Annotated in this window: 18 protein-coding genes; 9 read left to right on the forward strand and 9 right to left on the reverse strand. The window is 71.3% G+C overall.

The window, feature by feature from the left end; translation table 11 throughout:
* Window positions 1–2: 2 nt before the first annotated feature.
* A complete protein-coding gene (locus tag BLW17_RS11650) occupies window positions 3–512 on the reverse strand; it encodes a HugZ family pyridoxamine 5'-phosphate oxidase (protein ID WP_036731314.1) in 510 nt (169 codons plus the stop codon).
* 198 nt (window positions 513–710) lie between these two features.
* Between BLW17_RS11650 and acs the strand changes: the two genes are divergently transcribed.
* The 8 genes from acs (at window position 711) to BLW17_RS18830 (ending at window position 12,268) form a co-directional block, all read left to right on the forward strand.
* Window positions 711–2,663, forward strand: a complete 1,953-nt coding sequence (gene acs, locus BLW17_RS11655) for an acetate--CoA ligase (protein WP_052176190.1) — start codon at window positions 711–713, stop codon at window positions 2,661–2,663.
* Between the two features lie 371 nt (window positions 2,664–3,034).
* A complete protein-coding gene (locus BLW17_RS11660) occupies window positions 3,035–3,343 on the forward strand; it encodes a DUF485 domain-containing protein (RefSeq protein WP_036701957.1) in 309 nt (102 codons plus the stop codon).
* Window positions 3,344–3,351: 8 nt separating this feature from the next.
* Window positions 3,352–5,091, forward strand: coding sequence for a cation acetate symporter (locus BLW17_RS11665; protein ID WP_036701976.1), 1,740 nt, complete (start codon window positions 3,352–3,354; stop codon window positions 5,089–5,091).
* A 68-nt stretch (window positions 5,092–5,159) separates the two neighbouring features.
* Window positions 5,160–6,644 carry a DUF294 nucleotidyltransferase-like domain-containing protein gene (locus tag BLW17_RS11670; RefSeq protein WP_231572717.1) on the forward strand — a complete coding sequence of 495 codons (1,485 nt, stop codon included), beginning with the start codon at window positions 5,160–5,162 and terminating at the stop codon, window positions 6,642–6,644.
* On the forward strand, window positions 6,641–7,009 hold the full coding sequence (locus BLW17_RS11675; protein ID WP_036731312.1) for a hypothetical protein: 369 nt from the start codon (window positions 6,641–6,643) through the stop codon (window positions 7,007–7,009). The genes BLW17_RS11670 and BLW17_RS11675 overlap by 4 nt, the downstream gene beginning before the upstream one ends.
* Complete coding sequence (locus BLW17_RS11680; RefSeq protein WP_036731308.1) at window positions 7,006–9,708, forward strand: ATP-binding protein; 2,703 nt, start codon at window positions 7,006–7,008, stop codon at window positions 9,706–9,708. Before BLW17_RS11675 ends, BLW17_RS11680 begins: the two co-directional genes overlap by 4 nt.
* Window positions 9,705–10,070 (forward strand): response regulator transcription factor, encoded by a 366-nt coding sequence (locus tag BLW17_RS11685; RefSeq protein ID WP_036701953.1) that lies wholly within the window; start codon window positions 9,705–9,707, stop codon window positions 10,068–10,070. Before BLW17_RS11680 ends, BLW17_RS11685 begins: the two co-directional genes overlap by 4 nt.
* On the forward strand, window positions 10,067–12,268 hold the full coding sequence (locus tag BLW17_RS18830; RefSeq protein WP_036731307.1) for a 3'-5' exonuclease: 2,202 nt from the start codon (window positions 10,067–10,069) through the stop codon (window positions 12,266–12,268). Before BLW17_RS11685 ends, BLW17_RS18830 begins: the two co-directional genes overlap by 4 nt.
* Window positions 12,269–12,271: 3 nt before the next feature.
* On the opposite strand, the gene BLW17_RS18645 is transcribed toward BLW17_RS18830, so the two are convergent.
* The 6 genes from BLW17_RS18645 to BLW17_RS11720 form a co-directional block, all read right to left on the reverse strand.
* Window positions 12,272–12,856: a hypothetical protein gene (locus tag BLW17_RS18645; protein ID WP_052176189.1), complete on the reverse strand. Its 585-nt coding sequence runs from the start codon at window positions 12,854–12,856 to the stop codon at window positions 12,272–12,274.
* A 43-nt stretch (window positions 12,857–12,899) separates the two neighbouring features.
* On the reverse strand, window positions 12,900–13,688 hold the full coding sequence (locus tag BLW17_RS11700) for a TerB family tellurite resistance protein (RefSeq protein ID WP_081969057.1): 789 nt from the start codon (window positions 13,686–13,688) through the stop codon (window positions 12,900–12,902).
* A gap of 71 nt (window positions 13,689–13,759) precedes the next feature.
* Window positions 13,760–14,863 carry a non-hydrolyzing UDP-N-acetylglucosamine 2-epimerase gene (gene wecB, locus BLW17_RS11705; protein WP_036731305.1) on the reverse strand — a complete coding sequence of 368 codons (1,104 nt, stop codon included), beginning with the start codon at window positions 14,861–14,863 and terminating at the stop codon, window positions 13,760–13,762.
* A complete protein-coding gene (locus BLW17_RS11710) occupies window positions 14,860–15,741 on the reverse strand; it encodes a sulfotransferase family 2 domain-containing protein (protein WP_036731302.1) in 882 nt (293 codons plus the stop codon). Before BLW17_RS11710 ends, wecB begins: the two co-directional genes overlap by 4 nt.
* A 3-nt stretch (window positions 15,742–15,744) precedes the next feature.
* Window positions 15,745–19,281, reverse strand: coding sequence for a glycosyltransferase (locus tag BLW17_RS11715; protein ID WP_052176187.1), 3,537 nt, complete (start codon window positions 19,279–19,281; stop codon window positions 15,745–15,747).
* Between the two features lie 213 nt (window positions 19,282–19,494).
* A complete protein-coding gene (locus tag BLW17_RS11720; RefSeq protein ID WP_036731300.1) occupies window positions 19,495–20,871 on the reverse strand; it encodes an aminotransferase in 1,377 nt (458 codons plus the stop codon).
* A gap of 254 nt (window positions 20,872–21,125) precedes the next feature.
* Here BLW17_RS11720 and miaB point away from each other — a divergent pair, with 254 nt between their 5' ends.
* The gene (miaB, locus tag BLW17_RS11725; protein ID WP_036731298.1) at window positions 21,126–22,433 is read left to right on the forward strand and encodes a tRNA (N6-isopentenyl adenosine(37)-C2)-methylthiotransferase MiaB; all 1,308 of its coding nucleotides are present in this window, start codon (window positions 21,126–21,128) and stop codon (window positions 22,431–22,433) included.
* On the opposite strand, the gene BLW17_RS18345 is transcribed toward miaB, so the two are convergent.
* A complete protein-coding gene (locus BLW17_RS18345) occupies window positions 22,430–22,585 on the reverse strand; it encodes a hypothetical protein (protein ID WP_156116107.1) in 156 nt (51 codons plus the stop codon). The genes miaB and BLW17_RS18345 overlap by 4 nt on opposite strands.
* Window positions 22,586–22,829: 244 nt before the next feature.
* The gene (gene proS / locus BLW17_RS11730; protein WP_036731296.1) at window positions 22,830–24,188 is read right to left on the reverse strand and encodes a proline--tRNA ligase; all 1,359 of its coding nucleotides are present in this window, start codon (window positions 24,186–24,188) and stop codon (window positions 22,830–22,832) included.
* Window positions 24,189–24,337: the final 149 nt, after the last annotated feature.

The raw sequence follows: 24,337 nt of genomic DNA on the forward strand, positions 1-24,337 counted from the left end.
TGTCATTCCGCGGGGGGCGCGGCGAGGTCGGCGGCGGTGAGGCGGAAGGCCGCGCCGAAGCCCGCGTTGAGGAGGCCGGCGCGGGGCGTGAACCGCCAGAAGCGGAAGTCGGGCAGGCCGAGATAGACCGCCGCCTTGGGATCGCGGGCGCGCCAGAGGGTGCGCAGCGCGGCCTCGTCGGCGGGGGGCACCAGCGCTGCCTCGACCTGCAGCGAGAGGCGCGGGCGCGTGAGGGCGCTGCCCTTGGTCGGCGCGTCGTCGGTCAGCAGAAGTGCGGCGCGGGGGTCACGGGACAGCGCCGCGCTGTGCAGCGCCAGCCCCGAGAGCAGCGCGAGTGGCGTCCCCGCCGCATCGGTCTGCAGCGCGATCCGCGAGGTCATCGGCCAGCCCTCCGCGTCGAGCACGGCCAGCACCGCGTCGCGCGCCGCCCCGAGCAGCGCCCGGGCCGCGGCACGCGCCTCGGCGTCCGCCGCGCGGTGCGGATCGGGGCGGTGGCCGGGCCCCTCGGTCACGGCCGCACCGGGGTCGGCTGAGGTTTACAGGTCACGCAGAGGCCCCCGAACTGTTTGCAATATTTGCATATGACAAGCTTCCGGCGATCTTCTACGGTCAGCCCAGCCGGTCCCGCAACTCTGCGTGAACGGCGCCCGCGGGAGGAGCGCGCGGGTCGGACTCGCGACGACGCGTTACGGAAGTCACTGGGAGGATTCATGTCTGACGCCATTGCCAAGCACCCCATCCCCGAGGGCTTTACCAAGGCCCATGTCACGCCCGAGGACTACAGGGCGCGCTATGCCGAGTCGATCAGCGACCCGGACGGTTTCTGGGGCCGCGAGGGCAAGCGGCTGGACTGGATCGAGCCCTACACCAAGGTCAAGAACACCGACTTCACGCTGGGCAACGTCTCGATCAAGTGGTTCGAGGACGGGGTGCTCAACGCCTGCGTGAACTGCGTGGACCGGCACCTGCCGCAGCGCGCCCGGCAGACCGCGATCATCTTTGAACCCGACGACCCGGCCCAGCCCGCGCAGCACATCACCTATGCCGAGCTGTCGGAAAAGGTCCAGCGGATGGCCAACGTCCTGCTGAGCCAGGGCGTGATGCGCGGCGACCGGGTGGTGATCTACCTGCCGATGATCCCCGAGGCGGCCTATGCGATGTTGGCCTGCGCCCGGATCGGCGCCATCCATTCCATCGTCTTCGCCGGCTTCTCGCCCGACGCGCTGGCCAACCGCATCAACGACTGCGGCGCCAAGCTGGTGATCACCGCCGACACCGCCCCGCGCGGTGGCCGGCGCACCGCGCTCAAGTCCAACACCGATGCGGCGCTGCTGCACTGCTCGGACCGGGTGCGCTGCCTCGTCGTCAAGCACACCGGCGACCAGACCACCTGGGTCGACGGCCGCGACGTCGACGTGAAATACCTGATGGAGCACGCGAGCCCCGAGTGCCCGCCGCGCCCGATGGGGGCCGAGGACCCGCTGTTCATCCTCTACACCTCCGGCTCGACCGGGCGGCCGAAGGGGGTGGTGCACACCACCGGGGGCTACCTGACCTATGCGTCGATGACGCATCAGTACACCTTCGACTATCAGGACGGCGACGTGTTCTGGTGCACCGCCGACGTGGGCTGGGTCACCGGCCACAGCTACATCGTCTACGGCCCGCTCTCGAACGGGGCGACCACGCTGATGTTCGAGGGGGTGCCGACCTATCCCGACGCCGGCCGCTTCTGGGAGGTCTGCGCCAAGCACAAGGTCACCCAGTTCTACACCGCGCCGACCGCGATCCGCAGCCTCATGGGGCAGGGGCCCGAGTGGGTCGAGAAGCACGACCTGTCGAGCCTGCGCATCCTCGGTTCGGTCGGCGAGCCGATCAACCCCGAGGCGTGGGTCTGGTACGACAAGCACGTCGGCAAGGGCCGCTGCCCGATCGTCGACACTTTCTGGCAGACCGAGACCGGCGGCCACATGATCACCTCGATCCCCTATGCGATCGAGACGAAGCCGGGGGCGGCGACGCTGCCGTTCTTCGGGGTCAAGCCGGCGGTGCTGGACGCCGCCTCCGGCGCGCTGATCGAGGGCAACGGGGTCGAGGGGGTGATGGCCATCGCCGACAGCTGGCCGGGCCAGATGCGCACCCTCTGGGGCGACCACCAGCGCTTTGAAGAGGCGTATTTCCAGCAGTATCCGGGCTATTACTTCACCGGCGACGGCTGCCGCCGGGACGAGGACGGGTATTACTGGATCACCGGCCGGGTCGATGACGTGATCAACGTCTCAGGCCACCGGATGGGCACGGCCGAGGTGGAATCGGCGCTCGTCGCCCACCCCAAGGTCGCCGAGGCGGCGGTCGTGGGCTATCCGCACGACCTCAAGGGGCAAGGCATCTACGCCTATGTCACGCTGATGAACGGGATCGAGCCCTCGTCCGAGCTGCGCAAGGAGCTGGAGGGCTGGGTCCGCACCGAGATCGGGCCGATCGCCAAGCCGGACCTGATCCAGTGGGCGCCCGGGCTGCCCAAGACCCGCTCGGGCAAGATCATGCGCCGCATCCTGCGCAAGATCGCCGAGAACGACTATGGCGCACTGGGCGACACCTCGACGCTGGCCGATCCGTCGGTCGTGGACGAGCTGATCGAGAACCGGATGAACCGCGCCTGAGGGGATGGGGCGGCGGGTCCGGGCGGCACGCGCCGCCTGCCCGCCGCGCTTGAGGACCCGGCCGCGGCGCGGCGGCGTGACCCGCCGACCGCCCCCGACCGGGAGAGAGGACGGGCCGGAGGAGGGCCGCACGGCGCCCCGACGCGGGGCAGCCACGGGATGACGCCAGACGCGGCGGAGGGGCGGACCTGCGGGGCAGGGACGGCTCGCCGCAGGTGCCCGGCCGAAGTCCCGTGACCTGCCCGAGGCAGAGGGGCCAGGCGTCGCCGCCGCACGGGCGGGGCGCACGGACGGCACCGAGGACGGACCGAAGGGACTGCCAAACCAACCGGCCGCACGAGCTGGAAACTCCCGGAGGAGGGACAACGACAATGCAGGATACGATGCTCGAACGCATCGCGTCCGACCCGAACTACCAGAAGCTGCGTTCTCGGCGGCTGAGTTTCGGTTGGACGCTGACCATCGCCATGCTGGTGGTCTATTACGGGTTCATCGCCATCATCGCCTTTGACAAGGCGCTGCTTGCCAAGCGGATCGGCAGCGGGGTCACGACCTGGGGCATCCCGGTCGGGTTCGGCGTCATCCTGTTCACCATCGTGATCACGGCCATCTACGTCATGCGCGCCAACAGCGAATATGACGAGCTGGCCGAGCGCGTGCGCCGCGAGGCCCTGAAATGAAGTTTCCGATGACCACGGGCCGCTTTCTCGGCCTTTCCGCGCTGCTCGTCGCGCCCTCGGCGGTGATGGCCGCAGGCGCCCTCGAGGGCGAGGTCGTCCAGCAGGCGACCAACTGGACCGCGATCACCATGTTCGGGGTGTTCGTCGTCCTGACGCTGTTCATCACCAAGTGGGCCGCCGGCCGCACCAAGTCGGCCGCCGACTTCTACACCGCCGGCGGCGGCATCTCGGGCTTCCAGAACGGCCTTGCCATCGCCGGGGACTACATGTCCGCGGCCTCGTTCCTCGGCATCTCGGCCGCGGTGATGGCCAACGGCTTCGACGGGCTGATCTACTCGATCGGCTTCCTCGTCGGCTGGCCGATCCTGACCTTCCTGATGGCCGAGAAGCTGCGCAACCTCGGCAAGTTCACCTTCGCCGACGTGGCCTCGTTCCGCTTCGAGCAGACGCCGGTGCGGCTGTTCGCGGCGATCTCGACGCTCGTCGTCGTGGCGTTCTACCTGATCGCGCAGATGGTCGGCGCGGGGCAGCTCATCAAGCTGCTGTTCGGGCTGGAATACTGGATGGCGGTGATCATCGTCGGCGCGCTGATGATGGTCTACGTGCTCTTCGGCGGGATGACCGCGACCACCTGGGTGCAGATCATCAAGGCCTGCCTGCTCTTGGGCGGCGCCTCGTTCATGGCCTTCATGGTCATGCAGCACTTCGGCTTCAGCTTCGAGCGGCTGTTCGCCGAGTCGGTGCGGATCAAGACCGATCTCGCCGCGACCACGCCGGTGCCCGACAAGCCCCTGCCCACGCCCGAGGAGGCCGCCGCGGCCGGCCAGGCGATCATGGGCCCGGGCACCTTCGTGAAAGACCCGATCTCGGCGATCAGCTTCGGCATGGCGCTGATGTTCGGGACCGCCGGCCTGCCGCACATCCTGATGCGCTTCTTCACCGTGCCCTCGGCCAAGGAAGCCCGGAAATCGGTGATGTGGGCGACGATCTGGATCGGCTACTTCTACCTGCTGACTTTCATCATCGGCTTCGGCGCCATCGCCTTCGTGCTGACCAACCCCAGCTTCATCGAGATCAAGGACGGGGTCCGCGGCCTCATCGGCGGCAACAACATGGCGGCCGTGCATCTGGCCAACGCGGTCGGCGGCAACGTCTTCCTGGGCTTCATCTCGGCGGTGGCGTTTGCGACCATTCTCGCGGTGGTGGCGGGTCTGACGCTGTCGGGCGCCTCGGCGGTGTCGCACGACATCTACTCGAGCGTCGTGAAGAAGGGCCACGCCGACAGCGCCGCCGAACTGCGCGTCTCGCGCATCACCACCATCTGCCTCGGCATCGTGGCGGTGATCCTCGGGATCGCGTTCGAGAAGCAGAACATCGCCTTCATGGTGTCGCTCGCCTTCGCCATCGCGGCGTCCGCAAACTTCCCGGTGCTGTTCCTGTCGATCCTGTGGAAGGGCATGACCACCCGCGGCGCCGTCATCGGCGGCTTCATGGGGCTGATCTCGTCGGTGGCGCTGACCGTCGTCTCGCCCTCGGTGTGGGAAGCGACGCTGGGCAATCCCAAGGGCTCGGCGCTGTTCCCCTATACCTCGCCCGCGCTCTTCTCGATGACGCTCGCGTTCCTCGGGATCTGGTTCTTCTCGGTCACCGACAAGAGCCGCCGCGCCGCGATCGACAAGGCCGGCTACCTGGCGCAGGAGGTCCGGTCCGAGACCGGGATCGGCGCCTCGACGGCCTCCTCGCATTGAGCACGCCGCGCGCCCCTTCGGCGCCGGAGACGGCGGCGGCCGGACCCTCGGGTCCGGCCGCTTCCACCTTGGCCGGCGCGGGCGGCGCGCCGGACCAGCCCGGCCTCACCGCCGCCGGCAGCGACCACGGGCGGCGCGAGACGCTGTCGCTCATGGCCTCGCGCGTGGGCGAGGCGTATCTGCGCCAGCCCCTGATCGTGCCGGGCGACACCGACGTGCTGTCGCTCTGCCAGCAGATGGCCGCCCAGGACGCGAGCGAGGCGCTGGTGCGCGACGGCGACCGGCTGGGCGTCTTTACCACCACCAACCTGCGCGACGTGGTGCTGATGGACCGCGCGCCCGCCAGCCTGCGCGTGGCCGAGGTCGCGAGCTTCCCGACCGTCGAGGTCGCCATCGACGACGACCTGTTCACCGCGATGATCCTGATGCTGCGCCACCGCGTCCACCGCGTCGTGGTGCGCGGGACGGACGGCGGCATCGCCGGCGTGCTGAGCCAGCTCGACCTGATGAGCTTCGTTGCCAACCACTCGCATCTGATTGCCATGCAGGCCGCCGACGCCACCGACGTCGCGGCGCTGCGCCGGGCCGCCGACCAGATCGAGCCGCTGATCCGGGTGCTGGCCTCGGACGGCGTCCGGGTCGAGGTCATCGCCGGGCTGGTGGGCGAGCTGAACCGCGCTGTCTTCCGCCGCCTGTGGGAACTCGTCGCGCCCGAGACGCTGCGCGCCCGGTCCTGCCTCATCGTCATGGGCAGCGAGGGGCGGGGCGAGCAGATCATCCGCACCGATCAGGACAACGGCCTGATCCTCGCCGACGACGCCGACCCGGCCGAGGCCGCCGCGGCGACCGAGGCCTTCACCGCGGCCCTCGTCGGCTTCGGCTATCCGCCCTGTCCGGGCGGGATCATGGCCAACCAGCCGCTCTGGCGGCAGACCGTCACCGGCTTCCGCCAGACCTTCGGGCGCTGGATCTATGACGAGCCGACCGAGGGGATGGGCGAGGGGCCGATGAACCTCGCCATCTTCATGGACGCGCTGGCGGTCGCGGGCGACGCGCGGCTTCTGGACGAGGCCAAGGCGGCGCTGGTGGCGCTGATGACGGACTCGGACGCCTATCTGGCGCGCTTCGCGGCCGCGGTGTACAGCTTTTCCGAGGATCGCAGCTGGTGGTCGCGGCTGCCCGGCGTGCGCGGCCGGGCGAGTGCCGAGATCGACCTCAAGAAGCTGGGCCTGTTCCCGATCGTGCAGGGGGTGCGGGCGCTGGCGCTGAAATACCGCGTCCCGGCGCTGGCCACGACCGAACGTCTCGCGGCGCTGGTCGCGGCCGGACGGGTGCCCGAGGGGATGGCGCGCGACCTGACCGACGCGCTACATTTCCTCATGGGTGCCAAGCTCGAAACCAACCTGCGCCAGATCGCGGCCGGACGCCCGCCGGGCAACCTCGTCAGCCTCGACGAGCTGGGCACGCTGGACCGGCAGGCGCTGAAGGATTCGCTCGCCATCGTGCGCGGCTTCCGCGACTGGGTGAGCCAGCAGTTCCGGCTGCCGGGATGAGGCGCGGCGGGACGGGGTCGGCGGGCGGACGGTCCGCGGGCGAAAGAACTGGCGGCGGACGATCCGGGGGCGGCGGGCCGGACAGCGCGCGGCTGGTGGCGCTGGCGGCGCTGGCCGTGGTGGCGCTGAACTTTCCGCTGCTGCTGGTCTGGGACCGCCCGGCGAGCGTGCTGGGCCTGCCGCTGCTCGGGGTGGCGGTGTTCGTGATCTGGGCCGGGCTGATCGCGGCGCTGGTCTGGGTGACCGAGCGGGCGCCATCCCCGCCGCGCGCTCGAACCGGCGTCACGGATGCCTCCCTGATGCCCGAGGCGCCCGCCCCGGCCGCACCCGGCACCCCCACCACTCCGCCCGAGGCCCGCCGATGATCTCCGGCAGCCTCGTCCTCGCCGTCTCGCTCGGCTATCTCGCGCTGCTCTTTGCGGTCGCGGCGCTGGCGGACCGGCGGGCGGCGGCGGGGCGGTCGGTGATCGCGAGTCCCTGGATCTATGCGCTCTCGTGGGGCGTCTACTGCACCGCCTGGACCTATTTCGGCAGCGTCGGGCGCGCCGCGGCGGGGGGGATCTGGTTCCTGCCGATCTACCTCGGCCCGACCGTCGCCATGCTGATGGCGTGGATCGTGCTGCGCAAGATGGTGCGGATCGCGCAGAGCTACCGCATCACCTCGATCGCCGACTTCATCGCCAGCCGCTACGGCAAGAGCCCCGGCCTCGCCGCCGCCGTCACGCTGATCACCGTGGTCGGCATCGTCCCCTACATCGCGCTGCAGGTGAAGGGCGTCTCGGCCGCCTATCAGCTTCTCTTGGGCGAGCATCGGGTGGCCGGCGGCTGGTGGCAGGACGGCACGCTGTGGGTGACGCTCGCGCTCGCGTTCTTCACCATCCTGTTCGGCACCCGCCACCTCGACCTCTCCGAGCGGCACGAGGGGATGGTCGCGGCCATCGCGCTCGAGTCGCTGGTGAAGCTGGGCGCGTTCCTGGCCGTCGGCATCTACGTCACCTGGGGGCTGTTCGACGGCCCCGCCGACATCTGGGCGCGGGCGAGCGCGGTGCCGGACCTCGCCCGGCTGATGCGGTTGGGCGGCGGCGAGGAGTTTGCCTATCCCCAGTGGTTGGCCATGAGCCTGCTCGCCATGCTCTCGGTGCTGCTGCTGCCGCGGCAGTTCCAGATGATGGTGGTCGAGTGCGGCGACGAGCGGATGATCCCCCGCGCGGCCTGGGTGTTCGCGGCCTATCTCTTCGCCATCAACCTGTTCGTGCTGCCGCTCGCCATCGGCGGGATGCTGATCCTCGGCCCCGGCGCGGATGCCGAGACCTTCGTGATCTCGCTGCCGCTGTCGCAGGGCGCGGTGGGGCTGGCGCTGCTCGCCGGTCTCGGGGGCATGTCGGCCGCGACGGGGATGCTGATCGTCGAGACGGTCGCCGTCTCGACCATGGTCTGCAACGACCTGGTGATGCCCGCGCTGCTCAGGGCTGGCCTTGTCGGGGGACGCGCAGGCGGCGACGTGACGCGGCTGCTGCTCGCCATCCGGCGGGTGGCGATCGTCGGGCTGCTGCTGCTCGGCTACGTCTATTTCCGCGTCGCGGGCGACGTCTATGCGCTGGTCTCGATCGGCCTGATCAGCTTCGCCGCGGTGGCGCAGTTCGCGCCGGCGCTGTTCGGGGGCATGTGGTGGAAGGGCGGCACCGCGCGGGGGGCGATGGCCGGGCTGCTCGCCGGGTTCGCGGTCTGGGGCTATACGCTGATGCTGCCCGCGATCGCCAAATCCGGCTGGCTGCCGGACGGCTTCCTTGACCACGGCCCGCTGGGCATGGCCGCGCTCAGGCCCGAGGCGCTGTTCGGGCTGACCGGCCTCGACAACATCACCCATGCGCTCTTCTGGTCGATGCTGGTCAACGTCGGGCTTTACGTCGCCGTCTCGCTCGCCCGCCCGCCCGGCGCGCGCGAGGCCGCGCAGGCGGTGCTGTTCGTCGATGTCTATGACCGCGACGAGGGGGCCGCGCGGCCGGTGTTCTGGCGCGGCCGGGCGCGGGTCGCCGACCTCGACGCGCTGGCCCGGCGGCTGCTCGGGCCTGAGCGCGCGGCCCGCGCCATGGCGGGCGCGGACGGTGCGGCGCCGGCCAGCATCGCGGACGCGGCGCTGGTCGAGCGGGTCGAGCAGCAGATTGCCGGCGCCATCGGCGCGGCCTCGGCCCGCGTCATGGTCGCCTCGGTCGCGCAGGAAGAGCCGCTGACCCCCGGCGACGTGCTGGAAATCCTCGACGAGGCCTCGCAGATCCGCGCCTATGCCCGCGCGCTCGAGCAGAAGTCGGTGACGCTCGAGGCCGCGACCGCCGAGCTGCGGGCGGCGAACGAGGCGCTGACGAGCCTCGACCGGATGAAGGACGACTTCATGTCCTCGGTCACCCATGAGTTGCGCACGCCGCTCACCTCGATCCGCGCGCTGGCCGAGCTGATGCTGGACGCCCCCGACATGGAGGACGCGCAGCGCGAGGAGTTCCTGCGCATCGTGGTCGGCGAATCGCAGCGGCTGAGCCGGCTGGTCAACCAGGTGCTGGACATGGCGAAGCTCGATTCGGGGCAGGCCGACTGGACCAGCGCCGACGTCGATCTGCCCGGGCTGGTCGCCGACGCGGTGCGGGCCACGGCCGAGCTGTTCCGCGCCCGCGGCATCGTCGTGGACCTCGAGCTGCCGCCGTCGATGCCCACGGTGCGCGCCGACCCGGACCGGCTGATGCAGGTGGTGATGAACCTGCTGTCGAACGCCGCCAAGTTCGCCCGCAGCCGGGTCACCGTGGCGGTCCGCCCCGGCCCCGACACGGTGTTGCTTCGCGTCACCGACGACGGCGAGGGGATCGCCGCCGAGGACCACGAGGCGGTGTTCGAGCGCTTCCGCCAGGTCGGCCCCGGCCAGGATCACCCCGGCGGGACCGGGCTCGGCCTGCCGATCAGCCGCCGCATCGTCGAGCATCTGGGCGGGGCGATGTATGTCGATTCGGCGCGGGGGCAGGGGGCGACATTCCTGACCCGCCTGCCCTATGATGGCAAAAGGGGGGATGCGGGATGAGCCACAAGGTGCTGATCGCGGATGACGAACCGAACATCGTCATCTCGCTTGAATTCATGATGAAGCGCGAGGGCTATCAGGTCTCGGTTGCCCGCGACGGGGCCGAGGCGCTGGCCGCCATCCGCCGCGACCGCCCGGCGCTGGTGCTGCTGGACGGGATGATGCCGGCGCTCTCGGGCTTCGAGGTCTGCGAGGCGGTGCGCGCCGACCCCGAGATCGCCGCGACGCGCATCCTGATGCTGACCGCGAAGGGGCGCGAGACCGACATGGCGCGCGGCCTCGGCGCCGGGGCGGACGCCTATATGGTCAAGCCGTTCTCGACCCGCGAGCTGGTCGAGCGGGTCCGCGAGCTGATCGGATGAGGCCGACGCGGGGGCTGATCCTCACGCTGCTCGCGCCGGGGCTGGCGCTGGCCGCGTGGCTGGCGGTGGCGCTGCTGGCGGTGCGGCTCGTGACCGGCGGCAGCGGGATCGCGGTTGCGCCGGCGCTCGCGGGGCCGGTCGGCGCGGTGCTGCTGGCGCTGTGGCTCGCGGCGCTGGCCGGGGGCGCGTGGGTGATGCGGCGGCTCTGGCAGGCCCATGTCCTCGACGCCGCGCGGCTCTTGAACGCGACCCGGATCGTCACCGCCGACCTCAGCGCGACCGAGCTGCGCTTCGTCCCCGCCGCCGCCCCGGTGCTGCGCGCGTTGGGAGAGGAGATCGGCCAGCTCGCCCGGCAGCGCGACGAGCTGCGGATGGACATGGCGCGGCTGGTGGACGAGGCGAGCCGCTCGGTCTCGGACCAGCGCGACCAGCTTGCGGCGCTGATGGCCGAGCTGGACCACGCGGTCGTCGTCTGCACCCGCGAGGGCCGGGTGCTGCTCTACAACGCCCGCGCCCGGGCGCTCGCGGCGCGGCTCGCGCCCCGCGCGGTGGGGGCCGAGCCCGCGGCGCCGGGCGGCGTGCTGCTGGGACTGGGGCGCAACATCCACGATTTCCTTGACCCCGCGGCGGTGGCGCACGCGCTCGAGACGGTCGAGGGGCGGATGGCGCGCGGGGTGGCCGCCGCCGCCGCCGGCGCGCAGTTCGTCACCGCCTCGGAAACCGGGCAGCTGCTGCGGGTGAGCCTCTCGCCCGTGCGGCCCACCGGGGCGGATGCGGCGGATGCGGCGCTGTCGGGCTATGTGCTGCTCATCGACGACATCACGCTGGACCAGCAGCAGCAGTCGCGGCGCGATGCGGCGCTCTTGAGCCTGACCGAGACGAGCCGGGCGGGGCTCGCCAACATGCAGGCCGCGCTCGAGATGCTCGACTATCCCGACCTCGAGCCCGAGGACCGGGCCCGGTTCCTCGCCGTGGTGCGCGACGAGGTGGGGGCGATGGGCGGCCGGGTCGCGGCGCTGGCCGAAGGCGGCATGGCCGACCTCGCCACCCGCTGGCCGCTGAGCGATATGCTGGGCGCCGACCTCGTCGCCGCGGCGGTGCGGCAGCTGGGCGAGGCGACGGGCACGCCGATCACCACGACGCCGGTCGAGGACGACCTGTGGCTCAGGATCGACAGCTTCGGCCTGATCCGGGCGCTGGCGCATCTGGCCGCCGAGATCCGCGAGATGGTCGCGGACCCTGTGCTGTGGCTGCGGCTGACTCGCACCGGGCCGCGGGCGCACCTCGACCTCGGCTGGGTCGCCCGCCCCGGCGCGCCCGCCGCGGACGCCGCGCGCCTGACCGCGCTGCCGACGCAGGAGATGCGGGCCGGCGGGCAGGGCACCGGCGTCTCGGTCCGCGAGGTCGTGGATCGGCACGGCGGCGAGGTCTGGCTCGACCGCGGGCGGGGCATCGACGGGGAAAGCGGGCAGCCGTTCTTCCGGTTGCTTTTGCCGCTCGCCGCGGTGGACGTGGCCGCGCCCGAGGCGCAGATCGGCAGCCGGCCCGAGTTCTACGACTTCGACCTGTTCACCGCGGGCGCGGGCACGGCGGCCGACGAACAGCCGCTCTCCGCCCTCAGCTTCACCGTCTTCGACTGCGAGACGACCGGCCTCGATCCCGCGGGCGGCGACGAGATCATCCAGATCGGCGCGGTCCGCATCCTCAACTCGCGCATCCTCAAGGGCGAGACGATCGACCAGCTCGTGGACCCGCAGCGCTCGATCCCCGAGGCGGGCATCCCGATCCACCACATCCACCCGCACATGGTCCGCGGGATGCCGACCATCGGGCAGGTGCTGCCGGTGTTTCACCGCTTCGCTGCGGGCAGCGTGCTGGTCGGCCACAACGTCGCCTTCGACATGAGGTTTTTGAAACTCAAGGAAACCGCGACCGGCTGCGTCTTCGATCACCCGGTGCTCGACACGCTGCTGCTGTCGTCCATCGTACACCCGGCGGGCGAGAGCCACAGCCTCGAAGCGATTGCCGACCGGTTGGGCATCACCATCGGCGGCCGGCACACGGCGCTGGGGGATGCGCTGGCGACGGCCGAGGTCTTTGCCCGGCTGATCCCGCTGCTTTCACGGCAGGGAATCGAGACGCTGGGGCAGGCGCGCGAGGCGGCGAGCAAGTCGCAGTTCGCGCGGCTGAAGTACTAGCGCTCAGAGATCGACGGTCGAGCCAGCCGGCGGAGTCATGAGCGGGGTGCCATCGCCGGGCGCGGGCGAGGCTGCGCCACCCTGCTCGGGCGTCTGACCGCGCTCGAGCAGTTGCGGCAGCTCGGTCAGCGGCGGGGGCGGCGGCGCGTCGGCCTTGCGGCGGATCAGGATGTCGCCGTTCGGCTGGCGCTCGGGCGGCATCTCGTAATTCTGGATGTCGTCGATCAGCCCGCCCAGCTCCTCGAACATCGGCGAATATTCCTCGACCAGCCCGCCCATGTCGCGGGCCAGCCCCTCGAGATGCGGCTGGGCGCGGCTGAAGATGTTCTCCATCAGCTCATCGAGCGGCGAGGGCGCAGGTGCCGCCCCGCCGGGGGCGGCGTCGTCGGCGCGCGGCATCTCGAACGGGGTGGAAGGCGTCGGCGCGGGTGTCACCTGAGGGGTCTGCGGGGTCGCCGGCGCCGGGGTCTGGGCGGGCGCCGGGGCGGCGGCGAGCGTGGCCGCCAGCAGGGCGGCGAAACCGAGCGAGGCTGACGCGAGACGCGCGGCAGATGGGAGGGTCACGGCCCGGGTCTGGAAACGAAGCATCGGTGAGCCTTTCCTAGCGCTGCGGCGCGGACGCCGCCTTGCGTCAGAAACCGGCCCCGCCCCCCGCGGGTTCCCCGCCGCGCTGCGGGGGCGCGAAGCGGGCGCGGTAGCTGGCCCAGGCCGCGTTGATCGCGCGGGTGCGCGTCTCGGCCAGCCGCACCGCCTCGGGCGGCAGGCCGTGGGCCAGCGCCCGGTCGGGATGATTCTCGCGGATCAGCGCGCGGTAGCGGGCCCGCGCCTCGTCCAGCGGCGTGCCGTTGGGGATGCCCAGCACCTCGCAGGGCGGGCAGCCGCGCTGCGGCAGGCGGCTGGCGCGGATCGCCTCGACCACCGGCTCGGGGATGGCGAAGATGCCCGCCACGGTGTCGAGGAACCGTTCCTCGCCCGGGTGCAGGTTGGGGTGGTCGGCGGTGGCGATGACGTAGAGCCCGTCAAGCACATCGACCAGCACCGGGTCGCCGGGTGGAAACATCCCCGCGATCCGCGCGGCCCAGAGGTCGAAGCCCGCCACGTCCCGGCGCGCGAGGTCGAAGACGTGGGCGGCGTGGCGTTCCTCGGTCCGCGGGATCTTGAAGATGCGGCGGAAGGCCGCGACCTCCTCGCGCGCGACGCGGCCGTCGGCCTTGGCGAGCTTGGCGCCGAGCGCGATCACCGCGATGGTGAAGGCGACCGAGCGCTCGGGCGGGACGGCGGCGCGCGGGCGGCCGATCATCGCCGCCAGCCGGTCGCCGATGCGCTGCCAGAACCCCCGCGGCGCAGGCAGATGCGGCGCGCCGTCGGCGCGCCGGCCGGGGTCGCCGGCGGGGTGGGGGGTGTGGGTCAGCTCGTCCATCGGTGGCGAGGCTAGCCAAACCCTCGGCCCGGCGAAAGCGAAACCGGGAGGGCCCCGGCGGCACGTCTTCGTCAGATGAGGTCGCGCCGCAGGACCTCGACGATCCGCCCCGCGGCCTTGCCGTCGCCATAGGGCGAGATCCGCTGCGCCATCGCCGCATAGGCGGCGGGGTCGTCGAGCAGTTCCTGCGCCGCGGCCCGGATCGCGTCCGTCTGCGTGCCGACCAGCCGTGCGGCGCCCGCGGCCACCGCCTCGGGACGCTCGGTCGTCTCGCGCAGCACCAGCACCGGCTTGCCGAGGGCCGGCGCCTCTTCCTGCACCCCGCCCGAGTCCGACAGGATCAGCGTCGCGCGGTCCATCACCGCGACGAAGGCGGCGTAGTCCAGCGGCTCGCACAGGATCACCCGGTCCATGCCGCCGAAGCGGTCCTGCACCACGCCGCGGACGTTCGGGTTGTGGTGGACCGGCAGCACCATCTGCAGGTCGGGGTTCGCCGCCATCAGCCCGGCCATCGCGTCGCAGATCCGCCCGAGTGGGGCGCCGAAGTTCTCGCGCCGGTGCAACGTCACGAGCAGAAGCCGCTTCGCCGGGTCCAGCGCCAGCCCGCTGTCGGGCGCCAGCGCGACGGTGTGGTGCAGCGCGTCGATCACGGTGTTGCCGGTGACGTGGATCGCCTCGGGCCGGTAGCCCTCGGCCGCCAGCCGGTCGGCGGCGGTCCGGGTGGGCGCGAAGTGCCAGCGCGTCAGGTGGCTGGCGACGACCCGATTCATCTCTTCGGGGAAGGGGTTGAGGATGTCGCCGGTCCGCAGCCCCGCCTCGACATGGCCGACCGGGATGCGATCGTAGAACGCCGCGAGCGCGGTGGCGAGCACGGTCGTCGTGTCGCCCTGCACCAGCACCGCGTCCGGGCGCTCGGCAGTAAGCACCCGCTCGAGCGCGATGAGCAGCCGCCCGGTCAGCCCGGTGAGGGTCTGGCCGGGCTGCATGATGTCGAGGTCGATGTCGGGCACGATCCCGAAGAGCCCCAGCACCTGGTCGAGCATCTGCCGGTGCTGCGCGGTGGCGAGCACCCGGCAGTCGAGGTCGGGGTCAGACTTCAGCGCCTGGATCACCGGCGCCATCTTGATCGCCTCGGGGCGGGTGCCGACGGTCACCAGCACGGTCTTGCGGGTCAAGGCCGGTGGTCCTTCTCGATCAGCGCCACGGCGCGGTCATAGAGCATCATGTCCTGGGCGTTCGCCGCCTCGATCCGGCGGCGCAGCGCCGGGGGCAGCGCGCCGAGCAGCGCCTCGACCCGCGCATCCGTCGTCTGGCCGTGGTTGTCGGTGACGTTCTTGCGGGTGTCGTCGGGCAGGGCGAGGGGCAGGCCGAACCCCGCGAGAATGTCGGCGAAGCGCGCCACGTCAGCCTCGAACGCCTCGGTGCGGCCGAGCAGCTCGACCCCGGCGAGGGTCCGCAGCGCGGTCGACAGGTCGTAATTCAGCCCCGACGGCCCACGCCGCAGCAACGGGCGCGAGCGCGGCACGCCCGAGAAGAAGCGGGTCTGCGCGTTCGACACGTGGACGATCTCGGACGGCGTCGACAGGCAATGGTCAAGCCAGCCTGCGAAGTCGTGCTGGCGCGCCGCCTCGGCGGTGCTGGTGGTGTCGAGACTGTCGGCCAGCTCGACATACTCCCCCCGCGCCTCGAGGACGCGCACCCGCTCCTCGCGCGGCAGATGCGCGAGCGGGGTGCCGTCGTCGGCGTCGGGACCGCGCTTGAAGCGGTAGATCGAGGCAATGCGCAGGAAGGGGTTGCGCACGAAGATGGCGCTGAGGGGGCGGTAGTCGAGCGAACTCGGCGGCGGCAGGGTGATCTGGTGGGACGAGAACGCCACAGCCGCCGGACGCCGCAGGATGATCCGGTCGAGCTGCTCCTGGTCGATCGAGAAGAACGGGTAGGGGCCGTCGAAGCTTTCGTGCCGGTCGCCGAAGTTGTGGCTGAGCACGTGGTCGAAGGACGTGCCCGCGTTCTTGTAGATGTGGTAGTGCAGGATGATCGTGCGCTGGCTCATCGCCTATCCCCTGTCGAGCGTCGAGGCCGGCCGCCCCTCGCGGTAGCGGTGCGGCACCCAGGCCCCCCAGCGCGCCTCGTAAAGCGCCTTGTTGCGCTGGAACAGCGCCTGTTTCTCGCCCGAGGGCAGGGCGTCGAAGGTCGCCGACAGGTGGTGGTGGCAGAACGCATCCTCGGCCAGCCCGGTGGCGAGCCCGGCCTCATGGAAGGTCGCGCAGTGGTCGTCGTCCTCGAACATCCCGCGGCCGTAGATCTCGGGCAGCAGCCCCAGCCGGTCGAGATCGGCGCGGCGGAACATGGCGCAGAAATAGGCGCAGACGGCGATCGGCGTCCACTGGCCGCGATGCCCGGTGGCGAGGTCGCGGGCGGCGCGGGCCATCTGGTCCATGTCGGCGTAGGCGATCTCGATCCGCGCCTCGTTGCCGATGTTGTTGGTCATCGGCCCGACGATGCCCAGCTCGGGGTTGCGCTGCAGATGCCGGACCATCGCCAGCAGCGCGCCGGGGGCGAGGAAGGTGTCGTTGTTCAGAAGCAGCACGAATTCGCCGGTGGCGGCGCGGATGCCGGCGTTGTTACCGCGCGCAAAGCCCAGGTTCTCGCCGTTCTCGACCAGCCGGATGCGGTCGTCGGCGGCGGCGCGGTCGCGCAGGACGGCCAGAACCTCGGGCGTCGAGCCGTTGTCGACCAGCACCACCTCGAGGTTCGGATAGACCTCGCCGGTGCCGAGCATGGCGTGCAGCGCGGCCAGCGTCATGTCGGTGTCGGCGCCGTAATGCAGGACCACGACCGACAGCTTCGGCTCGCGCCCCATCTCGGCCAGCATGTCGGCGGCGCGGAAGCGCCAGTCGTTGTCGAGCGCGTATTGCCGCAGCCGGGCGCCGAAGTCCGGGTCGCGGGCGAGCGGCGCGGCGCGGCGGATCTGCTCGGCGAAGCCCTTCGCGTCCGAGGCGCGGAACACCAGATCGCCCGCCCGCGCCAGCTCGGGCAGCGGGGTCGAGACGGTCGGGCGCTTCACGGCCGAGTATTCGTAGAACTTGACCGGGTCGCAGGCCTTGATGATCGGCAGAAGCTGGAACGGGATGATCAGCACGTCCATCTGCCGGTGGAACGCGGGAACGTCGGCGTAGGGGATCTCGCCGTGCAGCGTCACGTTGGCCAGCGCGTCGAGCCGCATCGGCGCCTCGGCGGTGACCGCCCCGCAGAGGTGGATGTCGAAGTCGGGATTGTCCCGCGCCACCCGCTCGAGCAGGTCGGTGTCGAACCACTCGGCGATGGCGCCGACGTAGCCCACCCGGATCGTCCCCCGCCCCAGCCGGCCCTCGAGCCAGCGCGGCGCGGGCACCTCGTCGGGGTCGCGGGTGAAGTGGCTCACGTCGGTGCCGTTGCGCACCATCGCCACCCGGCGCGCGGCCCCGAACTTGTCGAAGAGATACTGCGAGCTGACGATCATCTTGTCGGCCCGCGCGATCGTGTCGAGCTCGGCCTCGAGGACATGGGCTTCGGTGTTCGAGAAGCCGCCGATGTCGTCCATGCAGTCGAAGGTGATCTGGTACTCGGGCGAGAGGTGCTTGGCGAGGTGCCACCAGTAGGGATGCTCGACCACCACATGGGCCACGGGCGTGCTGCCGACGGCATCGGCGAAGGCGTGGAAATGCCCGACCCAGGCCCGCGCCGCGTCGGGCGAGGGCACGCCGGTATAGGCGGCAAGGCCGCGCATCCCGCGATTGGGCAGCCTGACCACATGGACCCCGGGCGCGACCGCGCGCACCGTGCCCTCGCGCGGGTTCGTCTCCATCTCGAGGAAGAAGACGCGGTGCCCGGCGGCCGCCATCTCGGTCGCCAGATGCTGCGGGCGCTGGGTGCGGAAGTCCCAGTTGATGATCGACAGGATGAAGATGTCGGGCTTGCCCGGCGCGCCCGGGGGGACGGCCGCATAGGCCTGGGCCGGGGCGGCCTCGGACGGCAGGGGCACGAAGGCGAGCCCGCGGGGGATCCCGCCCGGCACCGGCAGGCGGCGCTTCAGCCGCTCGACCAGCGCTCCGGGCATCGCCCGGCGCAGCGCCCGCCCGCCCACCGAATAGGCCCGGCGGTAAAGCGGCTTGAGGATGGTGCGGCGCTCGAGTTCCAGAAACGCGCGGGTCTCGTTCAGAAGCTGGTCCGAGGCGGCGATATGGGCGCTGGCATGGGCGAGGCGGTCCTGAAGGTCCTCGATGACGGCCCAGCGGTCGTCGGCGAGCGCGGTCATCTCGTCGCGCTGCGCCTCGGTCGCGGTCAGAAGCGCCTGGTGGGCGTCGCGCATCTGCTCGGCCTCGGCGAGGCTCAGCCGCAGACTGTCGGCGCTTGCGGCGGCGGCGTCGCGCTGCGCCTCGGTCGCCGCGAGGCGCTGGGTGACCGCGGCCACGGCCCCGTCGCGCTGCGCCTCGGCAGCGGCGAGCTGCCGCTCCATCTCGGCGGACAGCTCGTCGCGCTGCGCCTCGGTGGCGGTCAGCCGCTCGGTGAGGGCGGCGGCGATCTGCTCGCGCTGGCGCTCGGTCGCGGCCAGCCGCTCGGTCAGGGACGCGACCGCCGCCTCGCGCTGCGCCTCGGTGGCGGCGATGTGGCGCTGGAGGTCGGCGGCATCGGCCAGTCGCGCCTCGACGTCCTGGCCCAGCTGCGCAATGCGGGCGTCGCGCGCCGCCAGCGTTTCAGCATCGGCGACGAGGCGCTGCCCGTGGATCGCCTCGACCCCGCGGGCGGCGGCCGAAAGGGTGTCGAACCGCGCGCGGAAGGGGGCGAGGGCGGGGGCGTCGGGGACGGTGCCGGCCTCGGCGGCTTTGCGCAGTAGGGCAAAGACCTCGGCCGCGAGCGTCGCGATGGCGCCCTCGGCGGCGTCGGTGTCGCCGCGCCCGTGGACGGCGTCGGGCTGGAACGCCTCGCCCACCATCGCGCGGGCGGCGGCGGGCACCGGCGTCCCGATCAGCCCGGCGATGCGGTCGAGCGTCGCGTCCGGCGCGGCGGTCCAGTCGGGGAACACCACAAGGGCGCGGGGCAGGCCCGTGCTCGCCTCGAGCGCGCCGAGCGTATGGGCGAGCCACGAGAGGATGGCGGCGTCGGGGTCCATCCCGTCGCGGCGGGCCAGCGAATGGGCGGCCTCGCGCGGGTCGCGCAGGGCGATCAGCACCGCCGCGCGGGTGCCGCGCGCCTCGGCCCACGCGCGCCACAGCGGCAGGGTCAGCGACAGCCGCGGGTCCTTGACCATGATCCGGTGCGCGTCGCCGAAGCTGGAGGCGATGGCGGCGTCGATCTGTGCGAACAGCGCGGCGTCGGCCGGCGGCAGCGCGGGCGTCCCGATCCGCTGCCAGAGCGCCCCGGCCCGGGCGAGAATCGCATCGTTCAGCGCGACGACCGCCAGCGGCTCGAAATGCCCGCGCGGGTTGTCCGAGGCGGGACCGCCCCGGTCCTGCGGCAGCGTGAGCCCGAGGGCGCCGCAGCATTCGCCCAGAAACGAGGTGCCGCTGCGATGCATCCCGGCGACGAAGAAAGCGAACTCGGGGCTGTGCAAGATGGTGTGATCCGCGTGAGATGCTGAGGCGTCGGCTTATCCATGGTTGCGCAAACTAGCAACATGTCGCCTCTGGCGCGCGCGCATTCCCGCCGAGCAAAGTCGCGTGATCTTCGGGTCTTGGCGCCCCACCCGGGGGCGCAGCGGGGGCGGCGCCGCGCCGCCCCCGTGAGTGGAGATTCCCCGGCAGGCGTCCCGGGGTGCCGCTTTGGCTCAGGCCTCGCCTTCGGCCCTGAGCCCGTCGAACACCCGCGTCAGCGCCGCGTCCAGCTTTTCGAACATCTCGTCCATCTGCGCGTCGGTCAGGATAAACGGCGGGCAGAGCACGATCGACTGCCCGAGCGGCCGGCAGATCAGCCCGAGGTCGGTGCAGGTGTTGGCGATCCGCTCGCTCACCGACAGCTTGCCGGGGAAGGGCTCCTTCGTCTCGGCGTTCTTGACCGCCTCGAGCGCCCACATGTAGCCGATCCCGCGCAGCTCGCCGATGTTGGCGTGCTTCTGCATGATCCGGCGCAGCCCCGCCTCCATCCGCGGGGCGCCCTTGACCACGTTCTCGGCCAGCCCCTCGTTCATCACCACGTCGATGGCCTTGAGCGCGATGGCGCAGCCGACCGGGTGGCCTGAGGCGGTGAAGCCGTGCGGGAACTCCTCGATCGCCTCGATGGCGGTGTCGAGCCGGTCCGACAGCTCCGGCCCGAGGATCACCGCGCCCATCGGGAAGAGCCCGGCGGTCAGGTTCTTCGAGCTGATGATCGCGTCGGGCGTGAAGCCGTAGGTCTCGCAGCCCCAGGTCGAGCCGGTGCGGCCGAAGCCACAGATGACCTCGTCCGAGATCAGCGGGATGCCGTGCTTCTTCAGGATCGGCTGGATGGCCTGGAAATAGCCCTCGGCCGGCGGGATCACCCCGCCCGCGCCCTGCACCGGCTCGGCGAAGAAGCCGGCGATGGTGTCGGCGCCCTCACGGGCGATGGTGTCCTCGAGCTCGGCCGCGAGGCGGGCGACGAACTCGGCCTCGCTTTCGCCCGGGTTGCCGTAGCGCCAGAAATGCGGGCAGGTGAGGTGGATGAAGCCCTCGAGCGGCAGGCCGAAGACCTCGTTGTAGGGCTTGCCGGTCATCGACGCGCTGACCGCGGTGACGCCGTGATAGGCGTTCCAGCGGGTCAGGATCTTGCGCCGCTGCGGCTGGCCTTCACTGCGGCCGAGGAACCACAGCATCTTGACCATGGTGTCGTTCGCCTCGGACCCCGAGTTGGTGTAGAACACCTTGCCGCGGGCGAAGGGCGAGACCTCGACCAGCTTTTCCGACAGCATCACCGTTTGGTCGGACATCCGGCCGAAGAAGGCGTGGTAGCCGGGGAAGCGGTCGTACTGCGCCTTGGCGGCCTCGATCAGGCCCTTGTGGTCGAAGCCCGCGACCATGTTCCAGAGGCCCGAGTTGGCGTCCAGCCACTTGCGGCCCTCGGTGTCGAAGACGTAGGGGCCTTCGCCGTGGGTGAGCACGATCGTGCCGCGGTCGTGCACGCTCGGCAGGTCGGTGAAGCCGTAAAGCGAATATTCCTCGGCCCGTGCGGCCCAGCTCTTGTCGTTCATGAGTGCCTCCAATGCGTTGGGCGCAGGGTAGCCGGGCGGCCGGGCGGGGGCAACGTGGGCCGCGGCGGCGGAATGGCCGGTCGGGCGGGCAGGGTGCCGGTGCGCGGGGTGGCACGGCCGGACCGGGGGTTTTCCACCCCCGGACCCCCGGAGGATATTTGGGTCCAGCCCGAGGGGCGCGGGCGAGGGTTCCGTTCGGGGGCTGTGGGTGCTATCAGCGCCCATCCCGCGACATCGAGAGCCCGCCCCCGGCCATGACCGACCAGAGCCCCAAACGCCTGTTCATCAAGACCTACGGGTGCCAAATGAACGTCTATGACAGCCAGCGCATGGCCGAGGCGCTGGGGGCCGAGGGCTATGTCGAGACCGACCGCGCCGACGACGCCGACATGGTGCTGCTCAACACCTGCCACATCCGCGAGAAGGCGGCCGAGAAGCTTTATTCCGACCTCGGGCGCCTGAAGCCGCTCAAGGCCGAGCGGCCGGACCTCAAGATCGGCGTGGCGGGCTGCGTGGCGCAGGCCGAGGGCGACGAGATCATCCGCCGGATGCCGCTGGTCGATCTGGTCGTGGGTCCGCAGGCCTATCACCGCCTGCCGGCGATGGCGCGGGGCGAGGCGCCCGCGGTGGACACCGAGTTCCCGGCCGAGGACAAGTTCGACCACCTGCCCGAACGCCGCGCCACCCGCCGCCATCCGGCCGCCTTCCTGACCGTGCAGGAGGGCTGCGACAAGTTCTGCGCCTTCTGCGTCGTCCCCTACACCCGCGGGGCCGAGGTCAGCCGTCCGGCCGCGCGCATCCTGTCCGAGGCGCGCGACCTGGTGGCCCGCGGGGTGCGCGAGATCACCCTCTTGGGCCAGAACGTCAACGGCTGGCATGGTGAGGGCGCCGCGGGTCTGGGCGAGCTGATCCGGCAGCTCGCTGGGATCGAGGGGCTGGACCGCATCCGCTATACCACCAGCCATCCCAACGACATGGCCGATGACCTGATCGCCGCGCACCGGGACCTGCCGCAGCTCATGCCCTATCTGCATCTGCCGGTGCAGTCGGGGTCGGACCGGGTGCTCAAGGCGATGAACCGCAAGCACACGCGCGACGACTATCTGCGGCTCGTCGACCGCATCCGGGCGGCGCGGCCGGACATCCTGCTGACCTCGGATTTCATCGCGGGCTTCCCGGGCGAGACGGACGCCGATCACGCCGACACGCTGCGGCTGATCGAGGAGGTCGGGTTCGGCACCGCGTTCTCCTTCAAGTACTCGCCGCGCCCGGGCACGCCTGCGGCGGGGCGGGCGCTGGTGCCTGAGGCGGTGGCGGATGCGCGGCTGCACGAGATGCAGGCGCTGCTCGCCCGCCAGCAGAAGGCGGTGCAGGAGGGGATGGTCGGGCGCACCCTCGGGGTGCTGTTCGAGAAGCCGGGGCGGCTGCCCGGGCAGATGGTCGGCAAGTCGGATTATCTGCATTCGGTCTTCGTCCAGGCGCCCGAGGCGGCGGTGGGCGATCTGGTGCAGGTGCGGATCGTCGCCAGCGCCCCGAACTCGCTGGAAGGGGTGCTGGCCTAGAAGCCGTGGGTCGGCAGGAAGATGGAACAGCGCGTCGCAGCGGCTGATCCCACCGCCTGACCCAACCAGCTGTACGGCACACCGGCAATCTGCTGCAGGATCGCCAGCCAAGCGCGGTCGTCGTGGTCAATCCGCAGTGTCAGCAGCGACACGTTGAGCCGGGCGAGAGGCGCATAATCGGCGCGAAAATCCGGCTCTCGTGACCGTCAAGCAGTCAGTCTGCAGGTCGCCAGATGCTGGCCGTCCCGCAGCCGGCTGGCCGCGCGTTGAGAGCCGGGGTTTGTGTTAAGAACGCGCATGGCGCCGCAGTGCATCAACCCGGCGCGTCGGCCGGGTCGGTCGACCCGGCCCCTCAGCTTCCGCCGAAAGGCCGGCCCCCACACGGCCTCCGCCGCCTCAGCCCCGATACGCCGCCGCGAACACCGGCGCGTAGATGTCGGCGAGACGGGCCACGGCCTCGCTGGCCGAGACCTCGACCGACTCGCCGGTCTTGCGGCTGGTCAGCTCGACCACGTTCGCGGCCAGGCCGCGCGGGCCGACGGTGATCCGCCACGGCAGGCCGATCAGGTCCATCGTGGCGAACTTGGCGCCCGCGCGCTCGTCGCGGTCGTCGTAGAGCACCTCGAGCCCGCGCGCGGTCAGCTCGCGCTCCAGCGCCTCGCAGGCGTTGTCGGTCGAGGCGTCGCCCTGCTTGAGGTTCACCAGCCCGACGTGGAACGGCGTGACGCCCTCGGGCCAGATGATGCCGCGGTCGTCGTGGCTCGCCTCGATGATCGCGCCCAGCAGGCGGCTGACGCCGATCCCGTGGCTGCCCATGTGGACCGGCACCCGCGCCCCGTCGGGGCCGACGACGGTCGCGCCCATCGGCTCGGAATACTTGGTGCCGAAATAGAAGATCTGCCCCACCTCGATCCCGCGGGCCGAGCGGCGGCGGTCCTCGGGGATGGTCTCGAACACCGCCGGATCGTGGGTCTCGTCGGTGCGGGCGTAGCGCGAGGTGAACTCGTCCAGCACCGCGCGGCAGGCGGCGGCGTCATCATAGTCGATGGCACGGTCGCCGAAGCGCAGATCGGTGATCTCGCTGTCGTAGAAGACCTCGGATTCGCCGGTCTCGGCCAGCACGAGGAACTCGTGCGTGTCCTCGCCGCCGATGGGGCCCGAGTCGGCGCGCATCGGGATCGCCTGCAGGCCCATCCGCTCGTAGGTGCGCAGATAGGTGACCAGGTGGCGGTTATAGGCGTGCAGCGCGTCCTCTTTCGTCAGGTCGAAGTTGTAGCCGTCCTTCATCAGGAACTCGCGCCCGCGCATGACCCCGAAGCGGGGGCGCACCTCGTCGCGGAACTTCCATTGGATCTGGTAGAGCGTCAGCGGCAGGTCCTTGTAGCTGTTCACGTGGGCGCGGAAGATGTCGGTGATCATCTCTTCGTTGGTCGGCCCGAACAGCATGTCGCGGTCGTGGCGGTCCTTGATGCGCAGCATCTCCTGCCCGTAGTCGTCGTAGCGGCCGCTTTCGCGCCACAGGTCGGCCGACTGCATGGTGGGCATCAGGACCGGGATGTGCCCGGCGCGGCCCTGTTCCTCGTGCACGATCTGCTCGATCCGGCGCAGCACCTTGAGGCCGAGCGGCAGCCAGGAATAGATGCCCGCCGCCTGCTGCTTGATCATCCCCGCCCTGAGCATCAGCCGGTGGCTGACGATCTGCGCCTCGGAGGGGTTCTCTTTCAGGACAGGCAGGAAATAGCGCGTGAGACGCATGGGGCAGCACCTTGGATGATTGCCCGCCTGCGTTAGCGGATCGGGGCCGCCCCGGCAACGGCAAGGGACGGGCCGGGGTCGGGATGCGCGGGGGCGTTGCCCAAGACCCTTGCGCGCGAGGGGCGGGGACTGCATCACCGCACGCATCG

It is taken from the genome of Paracoccus sanguinis, from assembly GCF_900106665.1.
Lineage (GTDB): Bacteria > Pseudomonadota > Alphaproteobacteria > Rhodobacterales > Rhodobacteraceae > Paracoccus > Paracoccus panacisoli.

Excerpts from the sequence above, each read along its gene's own strand:
- BLW17_RS11685 (WP_036701953.1), top strand. The coding sequence starts at position 9,705 with ATGAGCCACAAGGTGCTGATCGCGGATGACGAACCGAACATCGTCATC.
- BLW17_RS11680 (WP_036731308.1), top strand. The coding sequence starts at position 7,006 with ATGATCTCCGGCAGCCTCGTCCTCGCCGTCTCGCTCGGCTATCTCGCG.
- BLW17_RS18830 (WP_036731307.1), top strand. The coding sequence starts at position 10,067 with ATGAGGCCGACGCGGGGGCTGATCCTCACGCTGCTCGCGCCGGGGCTG.
- proS (WP_036731296.1), bottom strand. The coding sequence starts at position 24,188 with ATGCGTCTCACGCGCTATTTCCTGCCTGTCCTGAAAGAGAACCCCTCC.
- miaB (WP_036731298.1), top strand. The coding sequence starts at position 21,126 with ATGACCGACCAGAGCCCCAAACGCCTGTTCATCAAGACCTACGGGTGC.
- BLW17_RS11660 (WP_036701957.1), top strand. The coding sequence starts at position 3,035 with ATGCAGGATACGATGCTCGAACGCATCGCGTCCGACCCGAACTACCAG.
- BLW17_RS11720 (WP_036731300.1), bottom strand. The coding sequence starts at position 20,871 with ATGAACGACAAGAGCTGGGCCGCACGGGCCGAGGAATATTCGCTTTAC.
- BLW17_RS11675 (WP_036731312.1), top strand. The coding sequence starts at position 6,641 with ATGAGGCGCGGCGGGACGGGGTCGGCGGGCGGACGGTCCGCGGGCGAA.
- BLW17_RS11710 (WP_036731302.1), bottom strand. The coding sequence starts at position 15,741 with ATGAGCCAGCGCACGATCATCCTGCACTACCACATCTACAAGAACGCG.
- BLW17_RS11700 (WP_081969057.1), bottom strand. The coding sequence starts at position 13,688 with ATGGACGAGCTGACCCACACCCCCCACCCCGCCGGCGACCCCGGCCGG.
- acs (WP_052176190.1), top strand. The coding sequence starts at position 711 with ATGTCTGACGCCATTGCCAAGCACCCCATCCCCGAGGGCTTTACCAAG.
- BLW17_RS11665 (WP_036701976.1), top strand. The coding sequence starts at position 3,352 with ATGACCACGGGCCGCTTTCTCGGCCTTTCCGCGCTGCTCGTCGCGCCC.
- BLW17_RS18645 (WP_052176189.1), bottom strand. The coding sequence starts at position 12,856 with ATGCTTCGTTTCCAGACCCGGGCCGTGACCCTCCCATCTGCCGCGCGT.